Here is a 23,484-nt window from a genome sequence, read left to right as displayed (position 1 = left end):
CGTCCTCGCCACCCCGATAACACCGCAACCTGACGCTCCCCCATGCCAATCGCCGCGCCTCTTTCCTCCGCCATCGATCTCACCACGCGCCTCGTGGCTTTCGACACCACCAGCCACAAATCGAACCGCGCCCTGATCGCCTTCGTCGAGAGCTATCTCGCCGGGCACGGCATCACCTCGCATCTGGTGCCGACCGAGGACGGCGAGAAAGCCTCTCTGTTCGCGACCGTCGGCCCCGAGGGTGTGGCTGGCATCGGCCTCTCGGGCCACACCGACGTGGTTCCCGCCGATCCCGCAGCCTGGACCAGCGATCCCTTCACCGTGCGCCAGGAGAACGGCCGGCTCTACGGGCGGGGCACCGCCGACATGAAAGGCTTCCTCGCCTGCGTGCTGGCGATGGTGCCGGACTTCAAGCGCCGCAAGCTGAAGGTGCCGCTCCACATCGTCTTTTCTTACGACGAGGAGGTGGGCTGCACCGGCGTCCGTCCGATGATCGCAGAGCTAGGGAATCGCCTCACGAAGCCGCGCGCCGTGATCGTGGGCGAGCCGACCTCAATGGATGTGGTCGATGGCCACAAAGGCCCCGTCCGCTGGGCCGTGGAGATCACCGGCCGCGCCGCGCACTCGAGCATGGCGCACCTCGGCGTCAACGCCATCTCCGTCGCGGGACGCCTCATCGGCGAGCTAGGTGCGATCGAGAAGGAGCTGATGGCGCTCCCGCCCGATACGCGTTACGTGCCGCCTTATCCCACCTTGCAGGTGACGGAGATCACAGGCGGCATAGCCTCGAACATCGTGCCCGCCACCTGCCGCTTCGGCTTCGAGGTGCGCGCCATGCCCGGCCTCGATGTCGATGGCATCGAGAAGCGTATCGTCGCGTTTGCCGAGAAGGAGTGCCTGCCGGAGATGCGCCGTCTCGCTCCGGAAGCCAACATCGTCATTCGCCAGTCGAACCGCGTTCCCCCCTTCGCCGCCGACACCGAGTCGGAGGTCGTCGCGCTCGCGCTCAAGCTTGCGGGACAGAACGAGACGCGCGCCGTCTCCTACGCCACAGAGGCGGGGCTGTTCCAGGGCGCCAAGGTTCCCTCTGTCGTCTGCGGCCCCGGCGACATCGCCCAGGCTCACACGGCCGACGAGTGGATCGCGATCTCCGAGATCGAGCGCTGCCTCGCCTTCCTCGACCGCCTGGCGGACTGGGCCGAAGGCTGACCCTCACGCTCGGAAGCAGGCATGAAAAAAGGCCGCTTTGGGGTGCGGCCAAGGGTAGTGTTGGTTCTAGGCAATGATCAGTGAAGAGTAGATCGGACGTCCGAACTCATGAGACAGAACGCTTTCGCGACCTCGTTGAACACCAGTTGCTGACGTAACATGGACTCGACGTGAGGAACCCGAAGCAGGTCCTCCATGAGGGCCATCTGCGCTTCGACGGTGGACGACACCGCGGAGAGGCCCAACGCACACCATTGCGTAACCCAGGACGGATGGGCATCGGGGCTTGCGGCCGGAATGGCCTCCGCGAGTGCCCCGGTGCCCAAGTCCGCCGGCCGGCGAACCGAAACCGGCGAATGCGAGGAGTGGGCTTCCAAAAGCTCGGCCGGGCGATGGACCACGGGAGATTCCCGTTCGCCGCCGTTCGAAGCGCCACCTTGAATGTCTGACAATTTGAGCTTGTCCCTGAGACGACGGATGGTCGAAGGATCGGAGACGCCGATAGCCTTGATGGCGGTCGTCGGCCTCAGATTCGGGTCCGCCTCCAGCAGCTCGACGATACGCCGAAGCTGGACACGGTCATCGAGGCCGCTGCCTCTTGGCCGGCCGCGACGGGCATAGTCGGAAGGCATGCGGGCGATCCATCCATCCACGATTCGATGGAGGGAATCTTGAAGAATTTCTCCCTGATTTGCCAAGGAGAAAATTAAGCAGAACCAATAAGAAGTCGTGTCGGGCTGATAATTGTTGCGAAAATGAATCCTCGACTTGTATGTCTGCGGAACAAACCGGGTAAGTCTCGGCACCGCGAAAACCCCCGGCACTCCGTCCCGCTCGCGCCTCAGCCGATCAGCCCCCGCATCCGCCCAAGATGCGCAAGCTTCACCTCCGGCCGCGCGCCCATCTGCCCAATGATCTCGGCCGCCGCGAAACTGCCGAGCTTGCCCGCCATCGGCAGCTCGTAACCGCGCGCGAGACCATAGAGGAAACCCGCGGCATAGAGATCGCCCGCACCCGTTGTATCGATCACCTTTTTCACCGGCTCGGCCGGGACCAGGATCGGCGTGCCATCCGACACGATGACCGAGCCCTTCTCGCTGCGCGTCAGCACCGCGAGCTTGGTATCGCGCGCCACGTGCTTCACGGCCTCGTCGAAGTCCGACGTCTCATAGAGCGAGAGGATCTCGCTCTCGTTGGCGAACAGGATGCCGATGCCGGAACGGATGAGGGCCAGGAACTCTGCCCGGTGACGGTCGACGCAGAACAGATCCGAGAGCGTGAGCGCCACGCGCCGACCTGCGCCGTTCGCGATCTCCACGGCCTGCCGGAAGGCCGCCTTGGCCTCGTCGCGATCGAACAGATAGCCCTCGAGATAGACGATGGACGCAGCCTTGATGACCTCGGGGTCCACCTCGCCCTGATCGAGATCGGTGCTGATGCCGAGGAACGTGTTCATCGTGCGCTGCCCGTCGGGCGTGACGAGGATGAGCGAGCGCGAGGTTGCCCGGCCCGTATCGACCACCGCGGGCGTGTTGAAGCTCACGCCGGAGGCGCGAATGTCGTGGCGGAAGATGCGGCCAAACTCGTCCTCGGCCACCTTGCCGATGAACGCCGAGCGCCCGCCGAACGAGGCCACGCCGACCACGGTGTTCGCCGCCGAACCGCCCGAGATTTCGATCGCCGGCCCCATGGTCTCGTAGATCTTCCCGATCGTCGCCGGCTCCACGAGCCGCATATGACCCTTGGGCGCCCCATGCCGGTCGAGGAAGCTGTCGTCGCAGCGGCCGATGATATCGACGATCGCATTGCCGATCGCGACCACATCGAATTGCGTGCCAGGCATAACGTCTCTCCCCCGAGTATCCGAAAAAACGCGCACTATAGGCTTTGCGACCCGGCGCGCAACGCGCGTGCTCAAGTTTGACGGGCTCGTCCCTGTCCGGCGCCGTCCCGCACCATCATGGCGAGCCCCAGGACCAGCCGTTCAGAGAACGCCTCCTCAAGCGACCCCGCAAGGCGGGCGGATTTGGCGGCCGCCGAAATGCGCGACAGCGCATCCGACAAGCGAGGCCCGGTCCAAAGGCGGCATTGTGCGGCAAAGGCGTCCTTCTGCTTGAAATGCAGGGGCGGGCGCATCTGACGCAGCGCATCCTCCATCGAGGTGCCCCGGTCGAGAGCACTCCGCACGCGATGCAACTTCTGGAAATGCCGCTGTGTCGCGGCAATGATCGATTGCGGGCTCTCGCCCGAGGAGACGGCGCGCCCGCATTCTACCAGCGCGCGCGCAACCTGCCCGGACGCGGCGGCGAAGGTGATCCGCTCGAGCGCCAGCTCCGACACATCGCCGACGACTGCTTCCACATCGTCGACACTGATCTCCGCTCCGCCATCGACGTAGAGCAGCAGCTTCTCGATCTCGCCGCGCGAGAGGGCCCGGTCCGCCCCGAGCCGCTCCACCAGCGCCTGACGCGCATCGGATGAGATCGTGATGCCAGCCTCCCGCACCATTTCGCGGATCAGCGCATCGAGATCCTGCGCCGCATCGGCGTAGCACGCGATCGCCGCCGCCGACGGCGCCTTCTCGAAGAGCGCGCGCAGGGAATCCTCGGGCTTGAGATTGCCGGCCTCGACGATCAGCACGCCTTCGAGTGCTCCGCCTTCGACCAGAGGCTTGAGTGCGGCCGCGTTCACGCGCCGGCTCGCCGTCGTGCGAATGATCTTGGGTCCGCCGAACATGGGCACCGTCCCGAGTTCCACCACCAGCCGGTCCGGATCGGAGTCGAGGTCTGCATCGTCGAGACGAAGCAATTCGCCGGGAGGATCGAAGCGTCGCGCGGCGGCCTTCGCCAGCACCTGCGCCCGCTCGCTCACGAGGCCCGCATCCGAGCCGAAGAACAGCACCGCGCGAGTCTTGGGATCCGGAGAGGCGAGAAACGCCTGAGCCTGATGCGCCTTCACCGCAACCATGGAGAGCGCCTCGAAAACCGATCTTCTGACATGAGCAATTCCGCTCTCATACGCGAGAGAGCGCGGCTGCGCCACCAATTGGATCTCATGAGAGGAAGCGCTAGGCGCCGGCGAGATGCGCCGAGAGGCGCGACTTGAGGTCTTCGCCCACAACCTTGGCGGCGCGGTTCTCGGCATCCTCGCGCGCGCGTACGTTGGAGAAGATCGACTTGTTGCGCTCGAAGCTGGCGCGGCCGTAGCTCGTGCCGGAGAGCACCACCGACTTGTCGGAGATCCGGACGAGCTGGAACTTGGCTTCGATGCTGTAGACCTGCCCGCTCGAGTCACCGTCGATAAGGACGAGAGTGGAGGTCACGCTTTCGCGGATCGCAACATCGAGCTTGAACTCGGGGTTCTGCACCTCGCCGCCGCCGCCAGTCGCCTGGAAGATCAGCTCGTTGCGGATCTGCTGGCCTACGCGGCCCGGAATGGTGGAAACGGAAACTTTGGCGAGCCTCGCGTCGGCAGCCGCGCCGCCGAGCGACGTCGAGCCGTAGAGCGGACGGAAGCCGCCGTTGCCACAAGCTGCGAGAAGGGGCGTAACCACGACGGCAGCGAACACCAGCCGCGAAACCGCGCGCCAGCTGACAGCACCGCCCTTAGCGTTCCGGTTTTCAACGCTTGAACGCATAATCCCGCCTGCCAGAGTCCCGCCTGCCCCTAGCCATGACCGCCTCGAACCGAACCGGCCCGAATAAGGAGATCATGGCTCCACTCAAAGACCCGGGGCGTCAGACGCCCTAGGCAACGACATTCACAATCCTTTGCGGCACGACGATGATCTTCTTGGGCGACCGCCCCTCGAGAGCCCGCACCACGGGTTCGAGCGCGAGCGCAGCCGCTTTGACCTCGTCTTCCGCAGCGTCACGGGCGATCAGAAGCTCGTCGCGACGCTTGCCATTCACCTGTACGGCAATGGTGATCTTATCGTCAACGAGCAACGCCGCCTCGACCGCGGGCCAGGGCTGATTGGCCAGCAAAGTGTTGTATCCAAGCCGCGCCCAGCATTCTTCGCCCAGGTGTGGCATCATCGGGCCGATCATCTGGATAAATAGTTCGCCGGCTTCCCGGAACACCCATGCAAAATCTTCGCTGATCTTTCCGCCTGCACCGAACTTGGCGAGAGATGCAGACAAGATGTTGGTAAACTCATAGATCTGGGCGACGGCAACGTTGAAGCGCAGCGCTTCGATGCTCTGCGCCACGGAATGGGCCGCCTTGTGGGCCGCGCGCCGCAGCGCCAGCGCATCGGGAGAGAGCGTCTCGGGCTTCGCGGTCCCGCGCGGAGCCGCCTTCTCGGCCAGATCGTCCACCACGCGCCAGGCGCGCTGGATGAAACGGCCCGCGCCCTGGATGCCGGCTTCGGTCCACACCACATCGCGCTCGGGCGGACTGTCCGACAGCATGAACCAGCGGGCGCAGTCCGCACCCCACCCCTCGATGATGTCATCGGGGTCGACCAGGTTCTTCTTGGACTTCGACATCTTCTCGATGGAGCCGATCACCGCGGGCTTGCCCGTGGCCAGCTCTACCGCGCTCCGCCCCTCGCCTTCCCCTTCGAAACGGATCTCGCTCGGCAAGAGCCAGGCGCCGGTCTGGGACTTGTAGGTTTCGTGGGTCACCATGCCCTGGGTGAACAGCGCGGCGAACGGCTCGCGCAGGTTCTTGGACCCGTGCCCCGCATCCGAGATCGCTCGATAGAAGAAGCGTGAATAGAGAAGATGCAGGATCGCGTGCTCGATGCCACCAATGTATTGATCGACCGGCAGCCAGTAGTTTGCGGCGTCCGTGTCCACAGGCACGTCCGCATGGGGCGCCGTGAAGCGCACGAAATACCAGGAGCTATCGACGAACGTGTCCATGGTGTCCGTCTCGCGCCGCGCGGGCTTGGCGCACTTCGGGCACGGCACGTGCTTCCACGTCGGATGCCGGTCGAGCGGGTTACCGGGCTTGTCGAAGGTGGCGTCGTCCGGCAGCCTCACCGGCAGATCCTTTGCAGGAACCGGAACGATGCCGCAGTCGTCGCAATGGACGACCGGGATCGGACACCCCCAATAGCGCTGCCGCGAGATGCCCCAGTCACGAAGCCTGTAGTTCACCTTGCGCTGGCCGGTAGGCTTTCCGCCGAGCGTCGCGCCTTCGAGCCGCTTCGCCGCCTCCTCGAACGCCGCCTCCGTCGAGAGCCCATCGAGGAAGCGCGAGTTGATCATCGTGCCGTCGCCGTCGACGGCCGTCTCGCCAACCGTGAAGCCTTCGGCCTTCGCGCCCGGCGGCAGGATCACGGGGATCACGGGCAGATTGTAGGCGCGTGCGAAATCGAGGTCGCGCTGATCGCCCGCGGGGCAGCCGAAGATCGCCCCCGTGCCGTAGTCCATCAGAATGAAGTTCGCCACGTAGACCGGGATCGTCCAGCCCGGATCGAACGGATGCACCGCGCGGATGCCGGTATCGAAGCCGCGCTTGTCCGCCGTTTCGAGATCAGCAACGGACGTGCCCATGCGCCGGCACTCGTCGGAGAAGGCGGCGAGCTCCGGATTGGTCTCGGCCGCGGCCCGCGCCAGCGGATGGTCGGGGGCGATCGCCATGAACGACGCGCCGAACAGCGTGTCCGGCCGGGTCGTATAGATTTCGAGCTCCGAATGCCCCTTGGGCGCCGTCGCCGTGTCCAGCGCCCAGCGCACCAGCATGCCCTCGGAGCGGCCGATCCAGTTGGCCTGCATGAGGCGCACCTTTTCCGGCCACTTGTCGAGCGTTCCGAGCGCTTCGAGCAACTCGTCCGAATACTGGGTGATCTTGAAAAACCACTGTGTCAGCTCGCGCTGCTCGACGAGCGCGCCCGAGCGCCAGCCGCGGCCGTCGATCACCTGCTCGTTGGCGAGCACCGTATGATCGACCGGGTCCCAGTTGACCTTCGACGACTTCCGGTAGGCGAGCCCCTTCTTGTAGAGGTCGAGGAACAGCCTCTGCTGTTGAGCATAGTACTCCGGGCTGCAGGTCGCGATCTCGCGGCTCCAGTCGAGCGAGAGACCCATGGACTTGAGCTGGGTCTTCATCGTCTCGATATTGGCATAGGTCCACGTCGCCGGATGCGTCTTGCGCTCGATGGCGGCGTTCTCGGCCGGCATGCCGAAGGCGTCCCATCCCATCGGATGCAGCACGTTGAAGCCCTTGGCCCGCTTGAAGCGCGCCACCACGTCGCCCATCGCATAGTTGCGCACATGCCCCATGTGGATGCGCCCCGACGGATAGGGGAACATCTCGAGCACATAGCATTTGGGCTGCGAACGGTCGTCGGACGCGCGAAAAATCTCGCCCTCCTCCCAGACCTTCTGCCAATGCTTCTCTCGTGCGGGCGCGTTGTAACGTTCGGTTGCCATGGAAGGGTAAACTCGCGGGGCGTTAAGAATGGCGCGTACTCAGCCCGAAAGGGGGGGCCGGGTCAAGGAAGCGGTTGCGCGCGCTTGTGGTTTGGACATGCGCCTATTTGGCGGCTCGGCGAACACGTCCCGCCGGATGCGTCCATCTCGTGAACACATCTGGCCTCATATGTTCACCAACATACTTTTTGTGTACATATCCGGCTAAACGTGTTCGTTTGATAGACCTGTCCCGCCAAATATGTTCACAAATTCTCATTACGCGAACATATAAGCCTTGATAAGGTCCTCGAATGCGCATATCCCCTCCCATATGTTCACGAACTATGACTTCGTGAACATAAACCGCAAAAACACACGCCACACCGAGAGGCCGCGTGATGGAAGACCTTGGACCCAAATACTCAGGCTGGCCGCCGCCGGGCATCCCCATCGATCCGAGCAAGCCCTTCAACGACCTGCCCAGGCTGCCGCCGGCATTCGAACTCGATTCCAAACAGATTCTGAAGGCCACGATGCCTGCGCGCATCGCCGTGGCCGAGCTTCGTCTCGCCGGACGCGACATCCCCGATCAGTCGGTGCTGATCAACACGATCCCCCTGCTCGAAGCCAAGGACAGCTCCGAGATCGAGAACATCGTCACCACCAACGACGCCCTGTTCCGCGAAGCCAGCCACGCCGACGACGGCAACGACCTCGCCGCCAAGGAGGCGTTGCGCTATCGCGCGGCGATCTACCATGGCGCCGAATCTTTGAAATCGCGGCCCCTCACCGCGCGCACGGCAATCGAGATATGCAGCCACATCAAGGGCGTTGACCTCGACGTGCGTGCAACGCCGGGCACGACGCTTCGCAACTCGTTCACCGGAGAGGTCATCTACACACCGCCGGAAGGCGTCGACACGCTGCGCGCGCTGCTCGCCAACTGGGAGCAGTATGCGAACACCGCCGACGACATCGATCCGCTCGTGCGCATGGCCGTGCTGCACTACCAGTTCGAGGCCATTCACCCCTTCATCGACGGCAATGGCCGCACCGGCCGCATCCTGAACATCCTGGTGTTGCTCCAGGCCGGACTGCTCGACATTCCGACGCTCTATCTCAGCCGCCATATCGTGCGCACCAAAGGGCAATACTACGCCTTGCTGCAAGGCGTGACCCAGCGCGGCGAATGGGAACCGTGGGTGCTCTACATGCTCACCGCGGTCGAGACCACAGCGAGATGGACCAACATGCGCATCCGCGCCATCCGCGACCTGATGACGGATACGGCGGCTTATGTGAGCGCCAATGCCAGCAGCATCTATTCGTGGGAGCTGATCCAGACGATCTTCGCGCAGCCGTACACGCGCATCGGTCACCTCGTGGATCGCGGCGTCGCCAAGCGCGTTGCGGCGTCCCGATACTTGAAACAGCTCGCCGCAATCGGCGTGCTCCACGAGGAGAAGGTCGGCCGCGACAAGCTCTTCATCCACCGCAAGTACATGAAGCTCCTAGGCTCGGACGATCATGCGTTCGAGCCTTATCCCGCGAAGGCACCATGACCGACACTCACTCCCCTGCCGCTGCTCTCGCCGGCGTGAAAGCCCGCCTTGACGCCGCCGCCCGCGAGGCTGGCCGCGACCCGGCCTCCGTCCACCTCATCGCGGTCTCGAAAACTTTCGGCCGGGACGCAATCCTCCCGGTGCTGGAAGCGGGCCAACGCCTGTTCGGCGAAAACCGCGTGCAGGAAGCCAAGGCCAAATGGCCGGAGCTGCGCGCGCTCTACGCCGATCTCGAGCTGCACCTCATCGGTCCCCTCCAGTCCAATAAGACGCGTGAGGCCGTGGAGCTGTTCGACGCCATCCACACCATCGACCGGCCAAAGATCGCCAAAGCCATTGCGGACGAGCAGCAGCGCCAGGGCAAGCGCCTGAAGCTCTTCATCGAGGTGAACACGGGAGAGGAGCCGCAGAAGGCGGGCATCGTTCCAAAAGAGACGGCCGCCTTCCTCGCCCATTGCCGGCGCGATCTCGGCCTCGAGATCTCCGGCCTCATGTGCATCCCTCCGGTTGAGGAGGAAGCCGCCGTGCACTTCGCGTTCCTCGCGAAGCTCGCGGGCGACCTCGGGCTTCCCGAGCTCAGCATGGGCATGAGCAGCGATTTCGAAACGGCCGCGAGCTTCGGCGCCACCTATGTCCGCGTCGGCTCGGCCATTTTCGGAGCACGCTAGGCCCCCCTATTCCGTGGCTACCCACAGCTTTTGCCGTCGCTTTTCCACGCCGCCGTCGGCCTTAGACGGCCGCGAGTGCTAGCCTTTTGCGAAGTACGTGATTCGCTTCAACGAAGGAGACCCGGCATGACAGCATCCGCCCTCAAGGTGGCCGACGCCAGCGCAGACGCCGCGGCCGCCGATGCCGCGCGCGACGCACGCGCCGAAGCCGCGAAGCAAGCGGCTGCCGAGGAGCGGACGCGCAACACGGCGAAAAAGAAGCCTACGAAAAAGGTGTCCGACGGCTGGGACCGCTTCCTGGTCGACATCTGGATTACCGATCTCAACTTCACGGAGTTCGGTCTTTACAAGCGCACGCGCAACCGCGCGAAGTCCCGCCAGTTCACCTCCGACATGGATATCTTCGGAGAGATCATCGAGAACGGCGAGCGCACCGGCCTCTTCGGCTACCGCGAGGAGCTTTGGAAGAAGGCGCAGGGCATGGACAAGCGCCTCGTCTTCAAGCTCTTCACCGAGAACCTCAACTGGCGCGCCACCATGGATCTCATGATCGGGCGCTCGCTTCAGCAGACCATCGGCGCGCGTGGCCTGCCGGTGATGACCTACTCGATCAACACCGATGACGATAACTACATCATCTATCTGGAGCGCTCGGCCAACAAGTGGCCGTTCATGCCGGAGAACTTCTCGTTCTTCATCATCGACAACAAGGGCAAGCCCGAATTCTACCGGTTGAAGCGCGATTTCATCAATCTGGGCGGCGACTATTCGCTGATCGATCAGACCGGCAGCACCATCGGCTACATCGACGGCAAGGTGTTTTCCATCGGCGGCAAGTGGAAAGGCCGCCTGCGCACGGGCACGGACAAGCGCATCATGACAGTGATGAAGCTGTTCGGCGCGATGATGGTCTTCAACGGCGACTGCCGCCGTCACATGAAGCGGCTCTACAAGGGTATGCTCGCAGGCAAGATCAAGCCGGAGCTCGATCGCCAGGAAGCCGATCTCTACATGAACCCGCGCCGCGTTCGCTAAGGGATTTATCCGCACGGTGGATGCCGCTTCATAAGCAGGCGAGCAAAAACCTGGAGCGCGCGCACCGCAAGGCTCACACCAAACGCATCTGTATCCCGGCCGCTCGTGCGAAGCGCGACTTCGTCACGACGCCGGGATGACGTTGACGCATAGCAAGTCTGCCCGCCTTATTTGAGCGTCATCCCGATGAAGATCGGGATCCAGCCGCACGAGACATGTTCGAGGCGAGAGCGACCTTCACGCGCGCTCAATGAAGCGCGACCGCACTCGCCGCTTGAGAGGCGGCCGCATCCGCGGCGGCCAGCACAGGAGTGCCGCTGATCTCCGCGAGCGAGCGGTCGATGTCCCTGAGCCCCTCGACGAACGAGGAGAGCCGCCCCGAGATCTTCTCGATGAAATGATCGGCCAGCGTAGGATCGGCCGTCATGTGCGCGAGCATTTCCGAACGCGTGATACGCAGCGCTCGCACAGGCGTCTTCGCCACCACGGTCGACGTGCACTCGGTCTCGATCAGCATCGTCATTTCCGAGATGAGCGCGCCTGCGGGAATAGCCTCCCCGCTGCCGGCTTCGAGCCCCGGGCCTTCTGTGCGCACCGCCTCGCCCGAAACGACGAGCACGGCCGCATCTGTTTCCGCGTGCGCCGTGACGATCACGTCACCCGGCTTGTACACGATGCGATCCGCGCGCCGCGCGATCTCGGTGAGCTGCAGCGGCTTCAGGCCCTGAAATAAGGGCACGTTGAGAAGAGGAAGAACGAGTGCATCGATAGCCATAAAACAACCCCCGCAACAAAACCCGCACGATCGGCACACCGCACGCGTGCCGAAACATGGAAGCGGACTGGGCGTCACCCTCTGGCGCGAGACGCCCTTACGCTCGCCACGAGGGAAAGCTCGGGCGATTCGGCCCCTTGGGTCCAGGCCCGCCCGGAGCCCTGTTGATGGCTGAGGAATAACCTGTTTACGCCGAAAGCTTGTAGCCGCCGGTCTCCGTCACCAGGATCTCGGCATTCGAGGGATCTTTCTCGATCTTCTGACGCAGACGATAGATATGCGTTTCGAGCGTGTGCGTCGTCACGCCGGCGTTGTAACCCCACACCTCGTGCAGCAGCGTCTCGCGAGAAACCACCTTGTCTCCCGTGCGGTAGAGATACTTGAGGATCGCCGTTTCCTTCTCGGTGAGGCGGATCTTTCCGCCCTTCTCGTCGAGCAGGAGCTTGGAAGCAGGTTTGAACGTGTAGGGCCCGATGGTGAAAACCGCGTCCTCGCTCTGCTCGTGCTGGCGCAGTTGCGCGCGAATACGCGCCAGCAGCACGGCGAACTTGAACGGCTTGGTGACGTAGTCGTTCGCGCCCGCATCAAGGCCGAGAATCTGATCGGCATCGCTGTCGTTCGCGGTCAGCATGATGATGGGGCTCTTGAAGCCCGTCTTGCGCAACAGGCGCACCGCCTCGCGCCCGTCCATGTCCGGAAGGCCGACGTCGAACACGACGAGATCGTGATGCCCCGTCTTGGCCGCCTCGATGCCCTTGCCCGCCGTCCCCGCCACCGACACGTCGAACTCGTCGTGCAGCGCCAGTTGATCCTGAAGGGACCCGCGGAGATCCTCGTCGTCGTCGACAAGCAGGATCTTGCGTGCAGCGCTCATGATCGGCGGCTCCAGTTCAAAAGTTGCAGCTAACGTATAAAGGATTTCGGGTACGAAGCCGACACGTCCGTACCAGCCCACCCTGGACGCATCCTCTTAGCATCTGCTTCCCGCCTGAGGTAGGGTGCCGTGGCCCGGAGGGTTATCGAACCGGCCGACCGGTGGAAAAGGGGATCTGCCATCACCGTCCATAACATCATCGTGAGGAGCCTCACGCCCCGCAGCACGGTGGGCAGGCTGACATGCGGCAGCCTCACGCTCAAATGTGCCTTGGGCCGAAGCGGAATTCGCACCGCCAAGCGCGAAGGCGATGGCGCGACGCCGCGCGGCAGGTTTGGATTCGAAAGCGCCTATTACCGCCGCGACCAGTTGCGTCGCCCTGTCACGCCCCTCGCCGTGCGCGAGACCAGACCCGATGACGGATGGTGCGACGCAACAGAAGATCGCAACTATAACCGCTTCGTAAAGCACCCCTATCCGGCGAGTGCGGAGCGTCTGTGGCGCCGCGACAGGCTTTACGACGTCGTGGTCGTGGTCGGCTACAATCGCCGCCCGCGCTATCGCGCGAAGGGCAGCGCGATCTTCATGCACGTGGCCGAGGCGAGCTACCGCCCAACCGAGGGATGCGTGGCGCTCGCGCGGCAGGATCTTCTCAAGGTGCTTGCCGCCATCGGCCCCCGGACCCGCCTGATCGTCATCTGACAAAAAAAGAACCCGGAGCGCGAAGCCCCGGGTCGAGTTTAGAGCACGTCTAGGGGAGACGCGTGCTCGGGAGCCTAGCGATCGGAAGAAACCTGCCGGGCGGAGGGCCGGCAGGCTCCCGAGGAGGCGAGCCTTAGTGGTTGTAGGCCCGCTCGCCGTGATCGACGATGTCGAGACCCTGGCGCTCGTAGTCCGTACCCGGACGCAGACCGATCAGGATGTCGACGATCTTGAACAGGATGGCCGAGAGGATGCCGGTCCACAGCAGCGTGAAGCCGACGGCCTTCGCCTGGATGATCACCTGGGTGACCATGTCGTAGGAGCCGGGCGCAAGCTCGCCGGGCTTCGAGATGTAGTCGGCAAGACCCGACCCGCCGAGCTCCGGGCTCACCAGGATGCCCGTGGCGATCGCGCCGATCATTCCGCCGACGGCGTGCACGCCGAACACGTCGAGGCTGTCGTCGTAGCGGAGCAGGTTCTTCACGCCCGTGCAGAACATGAAGCACACCGCGCCGGCAACGAAGCCGAGCACGATCGCGCCCATCGGACCGGCGAAGCCAGCGGCCGGCGTGACGGCCACGAGACCGGCGACCACGCCCGACGCCAGGCCAAGCAGCGAGGGCCGGCCCTTGACCAGCCACTCGACGGCGATCCACGAGAGACCGGCCGCCGCCGTTGCAACGAACGTGTTGATCATCGCCATCGCAGCCGTGGCGTTGATCTCGAGGTTCGAGCCGCAGTTGAAACCGAACCAGCCGAACCACAGCAGCGCGGCGCCGACCATCGTGAGCGTCAGCGAATGCGGAGCCATCTGCTCGCGGCCATAACCGACGCGCTTGCCGATCATGAGCGCGCCCACGAGACCCGCGACACCGGCGTTGATATGCACCACCGTGCCGCCCGCGAAGTCGATTGCACCCCACTTGAAGAGCAGGCCCGCATCGTTCAGCACTTCCGAGAGCTTCGGCTCACCGGCCTTAGCGGCTTCCGCGAACACGTCGGGCCCGCCCCAGTACCAGACCATGTGCGCCATCGGGAAATAGACGAACGTCACCCACAGCGCGACGAACAGCATGATCGCCGAGAACTTCACGCGCTCGGCGAGCGAGCCGATGATGAGCGCGGGCGTGATGCACGCGAACGTCATCTGGAAGGCGACGAACGACAGCTCGGGAATATAGACGCCGTTGGAGAACGTGGCGGCAAGCGTCGTTGCATCGACGCCTGCGAGGAACATCTTGGAGAAGCCGCCGACGTAATCGTTGAGGATGCCGCCGTTGGTGAAGGCCATGCTGTAGCCGTAGGTCACCCAGATCAGCGACACCATGCACGTGATGGCCAGCACCTGCATGAGAACGGAGAGCATGTTCTTGGAGCGCACCAGGCCGCCGTAGAAGAGCGCGAGCCCCGGAACGGTCATGAGCAGCACGATGATGGTCGACAGAAACATGAAGGCGGTATCGCCCTTGTCGACGGTCGGCGTCTGTGCGAGCGCCGCACCGGCCGAGCCCAGCGTGAGCGTCAGGGCTGCTGCGCAGCCCGCGACGCGCTTGAGTAGTGTTGGTGTCATGGTCCCAAACTCCCTCGTGTTGACCCCTCGAGTGGCACGTGAGCACCGCGCCAGTTTCGGAGTAGATCCGCCGAACGTGCCCCCGGGCAGCCGTGTGCCTTGATGCGCAGGCCTGTCGCGCCCGCCAGACGGCTTCGTGCTTGAAGGATGTGATGAGTGCCGGATCAGCTTCATGAAACGCCCCCGGTATGTCTGCCCCGGGGAGAGCAGCCATACCGGCAAGGCGAATATCAAAACTCATGCCAATCGCTCGGCGTTCGCCAACGCGTTGAAACGCTTGCGAGATATGAAGAAGCCCACTCCCGACATGAGCGAACGGCGCTCATCCGAGGCCCGAATTTCAGGCAGATTCTCGATCGAGCCCATTATTTGTGCGGCACGGCCGCTGCCGATACGCGCTGAAGCGCGTGACGACCACGCACGCAAGAAAAACGGCCCCGAAGCTTGCGCTCCGGAGCCGCGAGAGAGAAAGAGCCGATCGGCCGGCGGCGCAGACCGCCGGCCGAGTGGTCTTACTGCACGGTCTCGCCGTGGAGACCTGCATCGAGGCCTTCGACCTCGACGGCCTCCGACACGCGCAGACCCATCACGATGCGGATCACGAGCAGGATCACGAACGTCGCGACCGCGCACCATGCGATGGTGGCAAGCACGCCGTAGACCTGCGTCCAGACCTGGCCGACGTTGCCCTCGAGAGCACCCGCCGTGCCGCCGATAGCTTCCTTCGCGAACACGCCCGTAAGCACTGCGCCGACGATGCCGCCGACGCCATGGACGCCGAACACGTCGAGGCTGTCGTCATAGCCGAGCGCGCGCTTCACAGCCGTCGAGGCGATGTAGCAGATCACGCCGGCAGCCAGGCCGATGAAGATCGCGCCGATCGGATCGACGAAGCCGCAAGCAGGCGTGATGGCGACGAGGCCGGCGATGGCGCCGGAGCAGATGCCGAGAATGGTCGGCTTGCGATGCACGATCCATTCGACGACCATCCACGCGAGCGCAGCGGCAGCCGTGGCGACCTGAGTCGAGAGAGCGACCATGGCAGCCGACGAGTTCGCGGCAACGGCCGAGCCGGCGTTGAAGCCGTACCAGCCGACCCACAGCAGCGAGGTGCCGATCAGCGTCAGGACGAGGTTGTGCGGAGCGAGGTTCTCGACACCGTAGCCCTTGCGGCGGCCGAGCATGATCGACGCGACGAGGCCAGCGATACCGGCGTTGATGTGCACCACGGTGCCGCCTGCGAAGTCGAGCACGCCGTCCTTGGAGAGGAAGCCGCCGCCCCAGACCCAATGGCAGACCGGGATGTAGACGATCACGGACCACAGCGCCATGAAGACGAGCAGGCTCGAGAACTTCATGCGATCGACGACCGAGCCGATGATCAGCGCCGGAGTGATGGCGAAGAACGTCATCTGGAAGAAAACGAACAGCGACTCGGGGATGGTGCCCTGCAGGCTGTCCTTGGTCACACCGGCGAGCAAAGCCTTGGAGAGGCCGCCGATGTAGGCCTGCAGATCGCCGCCGTCCGTGAAGGCGAGCGAGTAGCCGAACAAGGTCCAGACGATCGAGAGCAAGCAGACGGTGGCGAACACCATCGCGCAGGTGTTGAGCACGTTCTTCTTGCGGACCATGCCGCCGTAGAACAGTGCGAGGCCCGGAACGGCCATCATGAGCACGATGACGGACGAGACGAGCATCCACGCCGTGTCGCCAGAGTCGAGCGTCGGCGCCGGCGCCGCTGCATCCTGCGCAAACGCCGGCAGAGCGGCGAGCGAGAGCGCGGCAGCGGTCGCGAGGACCCCGGTCGCACGTGTGAACAAGTTAGACTTCATTTCGTGAACTCCCCTGTCTTTCAAGCTATGTGCATCCCGCATGTTCAGAGCGCCGCGTCGTCGGATTCACCCGTGCGGATGCGCAGGGTGTGCTCGATCGAGGAGACGAAGATCTTGCCGTCGCCGATTTGGCCGGTCTTGGCGGCTTTCACGATCGCTTCGACCGCCTTGTTGACCAGCGCGTCGGCCACAACGACCTCGATTTTGATCTTGGGCAGGAAGCTCACGGCGTACTCGGCGCCGCGGTAGACCTCGGTGTGACCCTTCTGGCGGCCGTAACCTTTGACCTCGGTGACGGTCATGCCCTGAAGGCCGATGTCGGTCAGATTCGACCGCACCTCCTCCAGCTTGAAGGGCTTGATGACTGCAGTGATAAGCTTCATGGAGAGCACCCCTTGAGTTTCGTCCCCGCTCCGTTGGAAGGCGTGAGACAGGCCTCCGACATGCCGCCAGCAACTGCGCTGGCAACAATCGACGGAGAGAGAGTCAAGAGCTGTGCCAAGTCCGGGCATCCCCCGTAGGGGATTGAATCAATTCATATTTTTGAAACGAAGGCCCACAAAATAGGCAAGGGGACAGCGTGAAGCTGCCCAAGCTTTATGCACTGAACGGCGTTTGCTGATTATTTAATCAGGAAAGCTGTCTGCCGCTTCCGGATCAGCCCTTCCTGCGCCGTGGAGGCGACGAGCCGGCCGTCACGCGTGAAGAACGATCCCCGGCAGAAGCCGCGGGCGCCGGACGCATTGGGACTGTCCTGCGCATAGAGCAGCCAGTCGTCCACGCGGAACGCACGATGGAACCACACGGCGTGGTCCAGGCTCGCAAGCTGGATGTCGGTATCGAACAGCAGCTTGCCGTGCCCGATCAGGGCGGTGTCGAGCAGCGTGAAATCGGAAGCGTAGGCGAGCACGCACTGGTGGAGCCGTGCATCGTCCGGCAGCGGCCCATTGGCCTTGAGCCAGATGTGCTGCTGCACGGGGCGCTGCGGATCCCGGCTGAGGTAGCGCGAGACGTCCACCGGCCTCAGCTCGATCGGGTTCTCGCGCTGCCAATAGCTGCGCATGTTTTCCGGCAGCGTGTCGATGAGCTGCGCCATCAGCTCCTTGACGGAGGGCAGAGCCTCGGGCGGCGGCACGTCCGGCATGGTGAGCGCATGCTCATAGCCCTCCTCGTCCTTGTGGAAGGAAACGCTCATGGTGAAGATCGCCTGCCCGTGCTGGATCGCCTTCACCCGCCGGGTGGTGAAGCTGCCGCCGTCACGCGTCCGCTCGACCTCGTAGAGGATCGGATGGGAGGGGTCTCCCGCCAGCAGGAAGTCGCCGTGCAGAGAGTGGATCGACCGCGCCTCGGCCACGGTACGCCCTGCCGCGACCAGCGCCTGCCCGAGCACCTGCCCGCCATAGACGCGCCGCCACCCCACCTGCGGCGTGAACCCGCGAAACAGATTGAGCTCCAGCGGCTCGAGATTGAGAATGTCGAGCAGGCCGGCAAGCGCACGGCACGGTTGCTCTTGACCTGCAGACATGGAGACTCCCCGCAAAAGATGCTAACCACGGCGGGACGGACGATGGGCTGCCGGACCGGATGGGTCAAGGCAACCAACTGTAGCAGGCTGGCCCTCCGCCCGCCTCACAACCCCGCGGGGGCCAATGGCCGAAACGCACGCGACACGACGTTTTGACATTGTGATCTCCGGCGCGAGCTTCGCTGGCCTCGCCTTCGCGCGCGCGTTGCTCTCCGCGCTTGGAAACGAAATTCGCATCGCCATCGTCGATCGCACAGCTCGCACCGGCACGCCTCTGCCCGACGCCCGCGCCTTCGCCCTGTCCGCAGGCGCACAGCGCATGCTCGACACGCTCGGCATCTGGAAAGACGTGGCTGCTGCCGCGCAACCCGTGAGCGAGATCGAGATCACGGACTCGAGCCTCGAGGCCGGCATCCGCCCCGTGCTGCTGAAATACGACAACCACCTCGATCAGGCGCGCGAGACCGGCAGCGCCGAGCCCGCGAGCTACATTGTCCCCGCGACGGCGCTCGAGCAGGCGCTCTATCGCTCCGTCGCATCCGACCCCAGCCTGACCTTTATCGTGCCAGGCGAGATTGCGAGCTTCACCGATACGGGCAGCGCCGTCGCCGTCACACTCCGCGATGGAAGCACGATCGCCGCCGCGCTGCTCGTCGGCGCTGAAGGGCGCCGTTCCGCCTCCCGTGACGGCGCAGGCATCAAAACCATCGGCTGGCGTTATGGCCAGACGGCAATCGTCACCACCATTGCCCATGAGCGCCCGCACAACGGCCATGCCGTGCAGCACTTCCTGCCGGGCGGTCCGTTTGCGATTTTGCCGCTTCCTGGAAACCGCGCCTGCCTCACCTGGAGCGAGGAGGAGAACGAGGCCAAGCGCATCCTGGCGCTCGACGACGAGGGCTTTCTCGCCGAGATCGAGACGCGCGTCGCCGGCCGCCTTGGCAAGCTTTCGCTTGCGGGACCGCGCCAGGCATGGCCGCTCGAAATGCACCTCGCACGCGCTTACGTGGCGCCGCGCTTCGCGCTGCTCGGTGATGCCGCCCATGGAGTTCACCCGATCGCTGGGCAGGGCGTGAACCTCGCCTTCCGCGATGTCGCCGCCTTGAGCGAGATCGTCGTCGATACGCTCCGCATCGGACTGGATCCGGGCAACCTGGAAACGCTCGGCCGCTACGAGCGCTGGCGCCGGTTCGACTCGGCCCTCTCCGCCGCGGCTTTCGATGGCCTGAACCGTCTGTTCTCGAACGACGCGCTTCTGGTGCGGGCCGCCCGCGACTTCGGCCTCGGCCTCGTGGACCGGATGCCGGCCCTCAAGCGCCGTCTCGTGTCGGAAGCGGCTGGCCTCACTGGCGATCTGCCACGGCTCTTCAAATCCGAGCGGCTGTGACGCGCACGTTACGCGTCCTCCTGCCCCTCTCCCTCGTTCGCTTCTGCGGCCCCTTCATCGCCCGCATCCACCTCCTCCGGAGGTGACAGCACGATGGTGCCCCCGTCGAGATCCACGCGCAGCACGACTTGCTCGGTCATCGGATAGAGCTCTGTGCGGCTCTTGCCTTCGGGGCGAACCTCGAGAATGTCACCAGCCCCAAAATTGAGAACCGCCACCACCGCGCCCAGTGCAGCGCCTTGCTCCGTCACGGCGGCCAGCCCGACGAGGTCGGCGTAGTAGTATTCGCCCTCCTCCGCGGGTGGCAGCCGGTCGCGCGGAACGTAGAGCGAGACGCCCTTGAGCTTCTCGGCGGCCGTGCGGTCTTTCACGCCGTCGATGCGGCAGATGAGACCCTTCTGCGTGCCGCCCTCGACCGTAAGCACGAACCGCGCATTGCCGTCCTCGCTCTCGAGCGGACCATAGTCGCCGATCGCTTCGGGGTCGCCCGTATGGCTGCGCACCAGCACCGCGCCCCGAATCCCGTGAGCGCCCATCACATGCCCGAGCAGCACGCGCCGCACCGATTTGCGCTCACCCGCGCCGCCGTCCTGCGTCATCGATCAATGCCGTTATCTGTTTTCAACGCTTGAGAGGGCCGACGAACCGCAGTTCGACCGCCATGGGAACGCCGGACACGTCCACCACTGCGGACGAGACCGGCCTGGGCGGCTGGAAGCGCCCCGACACATCGACGAAGGCCCCCTCGGGCCCTGCTTCGAGCCCCGTCAGCAGCACCCCGTTCGGAGGAACCGCCAGCCGCACCTCGACGAGCGCCTCGCCGCGAACGGCATCATACCGGTAGCATCCCTTGAAGACACCCCCATAGCGATCGGAGCCGAGAATCTGTCCGCCGCGAAGAACGGCGAGCCCGTCGCCGCAGGCGCTCAGGCCTGCTCCAGCGTCGCCTTCGCTTGGGAGAAGATCGAAACGCAATCCGTAAACGCCTTCGTCGAGCATCGCGTCAGCCCAACAAATTGCTGCTCGTTATTCGTGCCGGAATGAATGCGAAACGCTGCCAGCGCCCGCGCGCCTGACAAATGTCAGACGGCCGATTGTCTCGGCGAGACTTAAACTACCACGGATTGCAGGCGCGAGAGCCATCACCTCCTCGCATCCTTAAATCGCGAGGAGCGACGCCAAGGCTGGCGAGGGAAAACCCGGATGGGCTATTGCAGCCGCTCGATCCGGTTGCCGATCGCGAGCGCGTAGAGCCATAGCCGCCGCTCTTTCCTCGTCCACGTATCGGTGTCGGGCTTCTCACTCATAAGGGCGGTCCCCTGGACCAGCACCTCGTTACGCCGATCCCACCAGGCCGCCTCGGCCTCGCTGAGATTGGATCTCAATGTCATCGAAAAAGTCCCCGAATGTTTCGCAGAAACACCCGGTTTTCCGGACTTGCGCCGGCCAACCGGCCGCCCCTGCCCCCAAGAGCCTTTGCCGCACAGACGGGCCGCCGACCCACCTCGACCACGACGGCCTTGATCTCAAAACTATGACAATTCGCGCTTCCCTGCGACACCCAGGCGGGTAGGGACCCGCAACAAGTTCGTCACTGATGCTGAATTGCAGCGGCAGCTTTGGGCCCGTGGGCCAGCAAAACGCACACGGGCGCCCGGCCCATACGGCCGGACGCCCGTGCTGAAGATATCGGCGCTAAGACGGTGCCGTCTCTTACGCGTCGCCGCCCGCAGCAGCGGCGGCAGCTTCCTCGGCGGCCTTCGCCTTGGCGGCAGCGCGCTCCTGAGCCTTCTTCTTCGGCTGCGACTTCTGCGGGTTGTTGCGCGCCTCGCGCTTCAGAAGCCCGGCGCCGTCGAACAGGCGCTCGACGCGGTCGGTCGGCTGCGCGCCAACCGAGATCCAGTGCTTGCAGCGGTCGAGGTTCAGCTTCACCCGCTCCGGGTTGTCCTTCTTGAGCATCGGATCGAAGGTGCCGATCTGCTCGATGTAGCGCCCATCGCGCGGAGAGGCGCTGTGCGCGACGACGATGTAGTAGTAGGGCCGCTTCTTGGCGCCACCGCGCGAAAGACGGATCCTGGCTGACATGGAATGAAGTCCTTTCTTCTTTCGTATCGAGTTTTGCTTTGGCAGCTCGCCGGCGCCTCGGATGAAAATCCGGAGCCCGTGGTCGCTGCCGGATTCGCTATTTCTTCTTCCCCGGGAAACCGGGGAATTTCGGAAGCTGCCCGCCAAGTCCGGGCAAACCGCCACCAAGACCCGGCAGCCGCGGAACACCGCCGCCTCCAAGCCCTGGCAATCCTTTCGGCAATGCATCCTTGAGATCGGCCGGCAACTGCTCGAGCGCCTTCGGATCGAGCTTGGCGAGCTCGCCCTGCATTTGAGCGATCTCGGCCTCGGACGGCCCGCCACCGCCGCCCATGCCGAACATGCGCGACATCATCCCCCGGTTCTTGCCCATGGCCTTCATCATGTCGGCCATCTGCCGGTGCTGCTTCAGCAGCTTGTTGATGTCCTCGACCCTGGTGCCGGACCCGGCCGCGATGCGCCGCTTGCGCTTGGCATCCAGAACCTTGGGCTGGCGGCGCTCCTTCGGCGTCATCGACGAGATGATCGCGCGCTGGCGCTTGAGATCCTTTTCGAGACCGGCTTCGTTGATCTGCGCCTTAATCTTGCCGATGCCGGGCAGCATGCCGAGCACGCCACCCATGCCGCCGATCTTCTCCATCTGCGCGAGCTGCTCGGCGAGATCCTCGAGATCGAACTCGCCCTTCTTCATCTTCTGGGCGATCGACTTCGCTTTCTCGACGTCGATCGTCTGCGCCGCCTTCTCGACGAGGCCGACGATGTCGCCCATGCCGAGGATGCGGCCGGCAACACGCTGCGGATCGAAGTCTTCGAGCGCGTCCCACTTTTCGCCGGTACCGAGCAGCTTGATCGGCTTGCCGGTGACAGCGCGCATCGAAAGCGCCGCGCCTCCGCGGCCATCGCCGTCGGCGCGCGTCAGCACGGTGCCGGTGATTCCGAGACGGCTGTCGAAGGCCTTGGCCGTGTTGACGGCGTCCTGGCCGGTGAGGCTGTCGAGCACGAGCAGGATCTCGTGCGGCTGCGTGGCGGCTTTGACCTCCGCCACCTCGACCATCAGCTCCTCGTCGAGCGTGGTGCGGCCGGCGGTGTCGAGCAGCACCACGTCATAGCCGCCGAGACGCGCCGCCTCCATCGCACGCTTGGCGATCTGGATCGGCGTCTGCCCGGCGATGATCGGCAGCGTCGGCACCTCCGTCTGCTCGCCGAGCACGCGAAGCTGCTCCTGCGCCGCGGGACGGCGCGTGTCGAGCGACGCCATCAGCACTTTCTTCTTGTCGCGGTTCTTGAGGCGCCAGGCGATCTTGGCCGTAGTGGTCGTCTTGCCGGAGCCTTGCAGGCCGGCCATCAGAATGGCGACCGGCGGGGCGGCATGAAGATCGATCGGCTGCGCATCCGAGCCCAGCGTCCGCACCAGCTCGTCGTTGACGATCTTGACGACCATCTGGCCGGGCGTGACCGAGCGCAGAACCTCCTGGCCGATAGCTTTGGTCTTCACCCGATCGATGAAATCGCGAACCACATCGAGCGCCACGTCGGCCTCGATCAGCGAGCGGCGCACCTCTCGCATCGCCTCGGAGACGTCGTTCTCGGTCAGCGCACCGCGTTTGGTGAGCTTCTCGAAAACTTGACCCAGCCGGTCTGACAGCGATTGAAACATCGAAACCTTTCTGCAAAACGGGAAACGCACCCGAGGGCGCGACGCGCTGTCGGGTGTGGACCCCCCTGCCTCCCGGCTCCTTTGGACCAAGATCGCGCCGAACCTCGGGGTCCGGACCGGATCGTAAGTCCCAAAAGTGGGCCATGTGCAGGGCGGCGGCTCTGAAAAACAGGGCCATCGGAATTTGGCGGCACCATCACCGATCAGGCGCCCACTGTCAACGCTCAGTCCATTAACC

General features: G+C 64.4%; 22 protein-coding genes. 6 read left to right on the top strand and 16 right to left on the bottom strand.

What is annotated here, in order from left to right; genetic code table 11:
- Positions 1-42: 42 nt before the first annotated feature.
- Entirely contained in the window at positions 43-1,209 is a 1,167-nt protein-coding gene (gene argE, locus PE058_RS02005) for an acetylornithine deacetylase (RefSeq protein ID WP_271029708.1), read from the top strand.
- A 77-nt stretch (positions 1,210-1,286) separates the two neighbouring features.
- Here the strand turns inward: argE and PE058_RS02000 are convergent, their stop codons facing one another.
- The 5 genes from PE058_RS02000 to leuS all read right to left on the bottom strand — a co-directional run bounded on the left by PE058_RS02000 (position 1,287) and on the right by leuS (position 7,592).
- Positions 1,287-2,015: a hypothetical protein gene (locus tag PE058_RS02000; protein ID WP_271029707.1), complete on the bottom strand. Its 729-nt coding sequence runs from the start codon at positions 2,013-2,015 to the stop codon at positions 1,287-1,289.
- A 35-nt stretch (positions 2,016-2,050) separates the two neighbouring features.
- Positions 2,051-3,052 (bottom strand): adenosine kinase, encoded by a 1,002-nt coding sequence (locus tag PE058_RS01995; RefSeq protein ID WP_271029706.1) that lies wholly within the window; start codon positions 3,050-3,052, stop codon positions 2,051-2,053.
- Between the two features lie 71 nt (positions 3,053-3,123).
- Entirely contained in the window at positions 3,124-4,176 is a 1,053-nt protein-coding gene (gene holA, locus PE058_RS01990; RefSeq protein WP_271029705.1) for a DNA polymerase III subunit delta, read from the bottom strand.
- A gap of 100 nt (positions 4,177-4,276) precedes the next feature.
- Complete coding sequence (gene lptE, locus PE058_RS01985) at positions 4,277-4,846, bottom strand: LPS assembly lipoprotein LptE (protein ID WP_020085877.1); 570 nt, start codon at positions 4,844-4,846, stop codon at positions 4,277-4,279.
- Between the two features lie 109 nt (positions 4,847-4,955).
- The gene (gene leuS, locus PE058_RS01980; protein WP_271029704.1) at positions 4,956-7,592 is read right to left on the bottom strand and encodes a leucine--tRNA ligase; all 2,637 of its coding nucleotides are present in this window, start codon (positions 7,590-7,592) and stop codon (positions 4,956-4,958) included.
- A 380-nt stretch (positions 7,593-7,972) separates the two neighbouring features.
- Here leuS and fic point away from each other — a divergent pair, with 380 nt between their 5' ends.
- The 3 genes from fic (at position 7,973) to PE058_RS01965 (ending at position 10,839) form a co-directional block, all read left to right on the top strand.
- Positions 7,973-9,136, top strand: a complete 1,164-nt coding sequence (gene fic, locus PE058_RS01975) for a protein adenylyltransferase Fic (protein WP_020085875.1) — start codon at positions 7,973-7,975, stop codon at positions 9,134-9,136.
- Positions 9,133-9,804, top strand: coding sequence for a YggS family pyridoxal phosphate-dependent enzyme (locus PE058_RS01970; protein ID WP_020085874.1), 672 nt, complete (start codon positions 9,133-9,135; stop codon positions 9,802-9,804). The genes fic and PE058_RS01970 overlap by 4 nt, the downstream gene beginning before the upstream one ends.
- Before the next feature lie 126 nt (positions 9,805-9,930).
- A complete protein-coding gene (locus PE058_RS01965; RefSeq protein ID WP_020085873.1) occupies positions 9,931-10,839 on the top strand; it encodes a hypothetical protein in 909 nt (302 codons plus the stop codon).
- A gap of 247 nt (positions 10,840-11,086) precedes the next feature.
- On the opposite strand, the gene PE058_RS01960 is transcribed toward PE058_RS01965, so the two are convergent.
- A complete protein-coding gene (locus PE058_RS01960) occupies positions 11,087-11,614 on the bottom strand; it encodes a Crp/Fnr family transcriptional regulator (protein WP_020085871.1) in 528 nt (175 codons plus the stop codon).
- A gap of 187 nt (positions 11,615-11,801) precedes the next feature.
- Positions 11,802-12,488 carry a response regulator transcription factor gene (locus PE058_RS01955; protein ID WP_020085870.1) on the bottom strand — a complete coding sequence of 229 codons (687 nt, stop codon included), beginning with the start codon at positions 12,486-12,488 and terminating at the stop codon, positions 11,802-11,804.
- A gap of 129 nt (positions 12,489-12,617) precedes the next feature.
- Between PE058_RS01955 and PE058_RS01950 the strand changes: the two genes are divergently transcribed.
- Positions 12,618-13,190, top strand: a complete 573-nt coding sequence (locus tag PE058_RS01950) for a L,D-transpeptidase family protein (RefSeq protein ID WP_271029703.1) — start codon at positions 12,618-12,620, stop codon at positions 13,188-13,190.
- A 133-nt stretch (positions 13,191-13,323) separates the two neighbouring features.
- On the opposite strand, the gene PE058_RS01945 is transcribed toward PE058_RS01950, so the two are convergent.
- The 4 genes from PE058_RS01945 to tesB all read right to left on the bottom strand — a co-directional run bounded on the left by PE058_RS01945 (position 13,324) and on the right by tesB (position 18,117).
- Positions 13,324-14,760 carry an ammonium transporter gene (locus PE058_RS01945; RefSeq protein ID WP_020085868.1) on the bottom strand — a complete coding sequence of 479 codons (1,437 nt, stop codon included), beginning with the start codon at positions 14,758-14,760 and terminating at the stop codon, positions 13,324-13,326.
- A gap of 512 nt (positions 14,761-15,272) precedes the next feature.
- The gene (locus tag PE058_RS01940; RefSeq protein WP_020085866.1) at positions 15,273-16,592 is read right to left on the bottom strand and encodes an ammonium transporter; all 1,320 of its coding nucleotides are present in this window, start codon (positions 16,590-16,592) and stop codon (positions 15,273-15,275) included.
- A gap of 44 nt (positions 16,593-16,636) precedes the next feature.
- Complete coding sequence (locus PE058_RS01935) at positions 16,637-16,975, bottom strand: P-II family nitrogen regulator (protein WP_026868007.1); 339 nt, start codon at positions 16,973-16,975, stop codon at positions 16,637-16,639.
- A gap of 239 nt (positions 16,976-17,214) precedes the next feature.
- On the bottom strand, positions 17,215-18,117 hold the full coding sequence (gene tesB / locus PE058_RS01930) for an acyl-CoA thioesterase II (protein ID WP_020085864.1): 903 nt from the start codon (positions 18,115-18,117) through the stop codon (positions 17,215-17,217).
- A 124-nt stretch (positions 18,118-18,241) separates the two neighbouring features.
- Between tesB and PE058_RS01925 the strand changes: the two genes are divergently transcribed.
- Positions 18,242-19,504: an FAD-dependent monooxygenase gene (locus PE058_RS01925; protein ID WP_271029702.1), complete on the top strand. Its 1,263-nt coding sequence runs from the start codon at positions 18,242-18,244 to the stop codon at positions 19,502-19,504.
- Between the two features lie 8 nt (positions 19,505-19,512).
- On the opposite strand, the gene rimM is transcribed toward PE058_RS01925, so the two are convergent.
- The 5 genes from rimM to ffh all read right to left on the bottom strand — a co-directional run bounded on the left by rimM (position 19,513) and on the right by ffh (position 23,246).
- Complete coding sequence (gene rimM / locus PE058_RS01920; protein ID WP_271029701.1) at positions 19,513-20,103, bottom strand: ribosome maturation factor RimM; 591 nt, start codon at positions 20,101-20,103, stop codon at positions 19,513-19,515.
- 22 nt (positions 20,104-20,125) lie between these two features.
- Positions 20,126-20,503: a hypothetical protein gene (locus PE058_RS01915; protein ID WP_020085861.1), complete on the bottom strand. Its 378-nt coding sequence runs from the start codon at positions 20,501-20,503 to the stop codon at positions 20,126-20,128.
- A gap of 209 nt (positions 20,504-20,712) precedes the next feature.
- Positions 20,713-20,895: a hypothetical protein gene (locus PE058_RS01910; protein WP_020085860.1), complete on the bottom strand. Its 183-nt coding sequence runs from the start codon at positions 20,893-20,895 to the stop codon at positions 20,713-20,715.
- A gap of 322 nt (positions 20,896-21,217) precedes the next feature.
- Positions 21,218-21,589 (bottom strand): 30S ribosomal protein S16, encoded by a 372-nt coding sequence (gene rpsP / locus PE058_RS01905; RefSeq protein ID WP_020085859.1) that lies wholly within the window; start codon positions 21,587-21,589, stop codon positions 21,218-21,220.
- Between the two features lie 97 nt (positions 21,590-21,686).
- Positions 21,687-23,246 (bottom strand): signal recognition particle protein, encoded by a 1,560-nt coding sequence (gene ffh / locus PE058_RS01900; protein ID WP_271029700.1) that lies wholly within the window; start codon positions 23,244-23,246, stop codon positions 21,687-21,689.
- Between the last annotated feature and the right edge of the window lie 238 nt (positions 23,247-23,484).

Source organism: Hyphomicrobium sp. DMF-1 (genome assembly GCF_027886585.1).
Taxonomy (GTDB): domain Bacteria; phylum Pseudomonadota; class Alphaproteobacteria; order Rhizobiales; family Hyphomicrobiaceae; genus Hyphomicrobium_C; species Hyphomicrobium_C zavarzinii.
The sequence above is the reverse complement of the archived record's forward strand: the minus strand, read 5'-3'. Positions and strand labels throughout refer to the sequence as shown.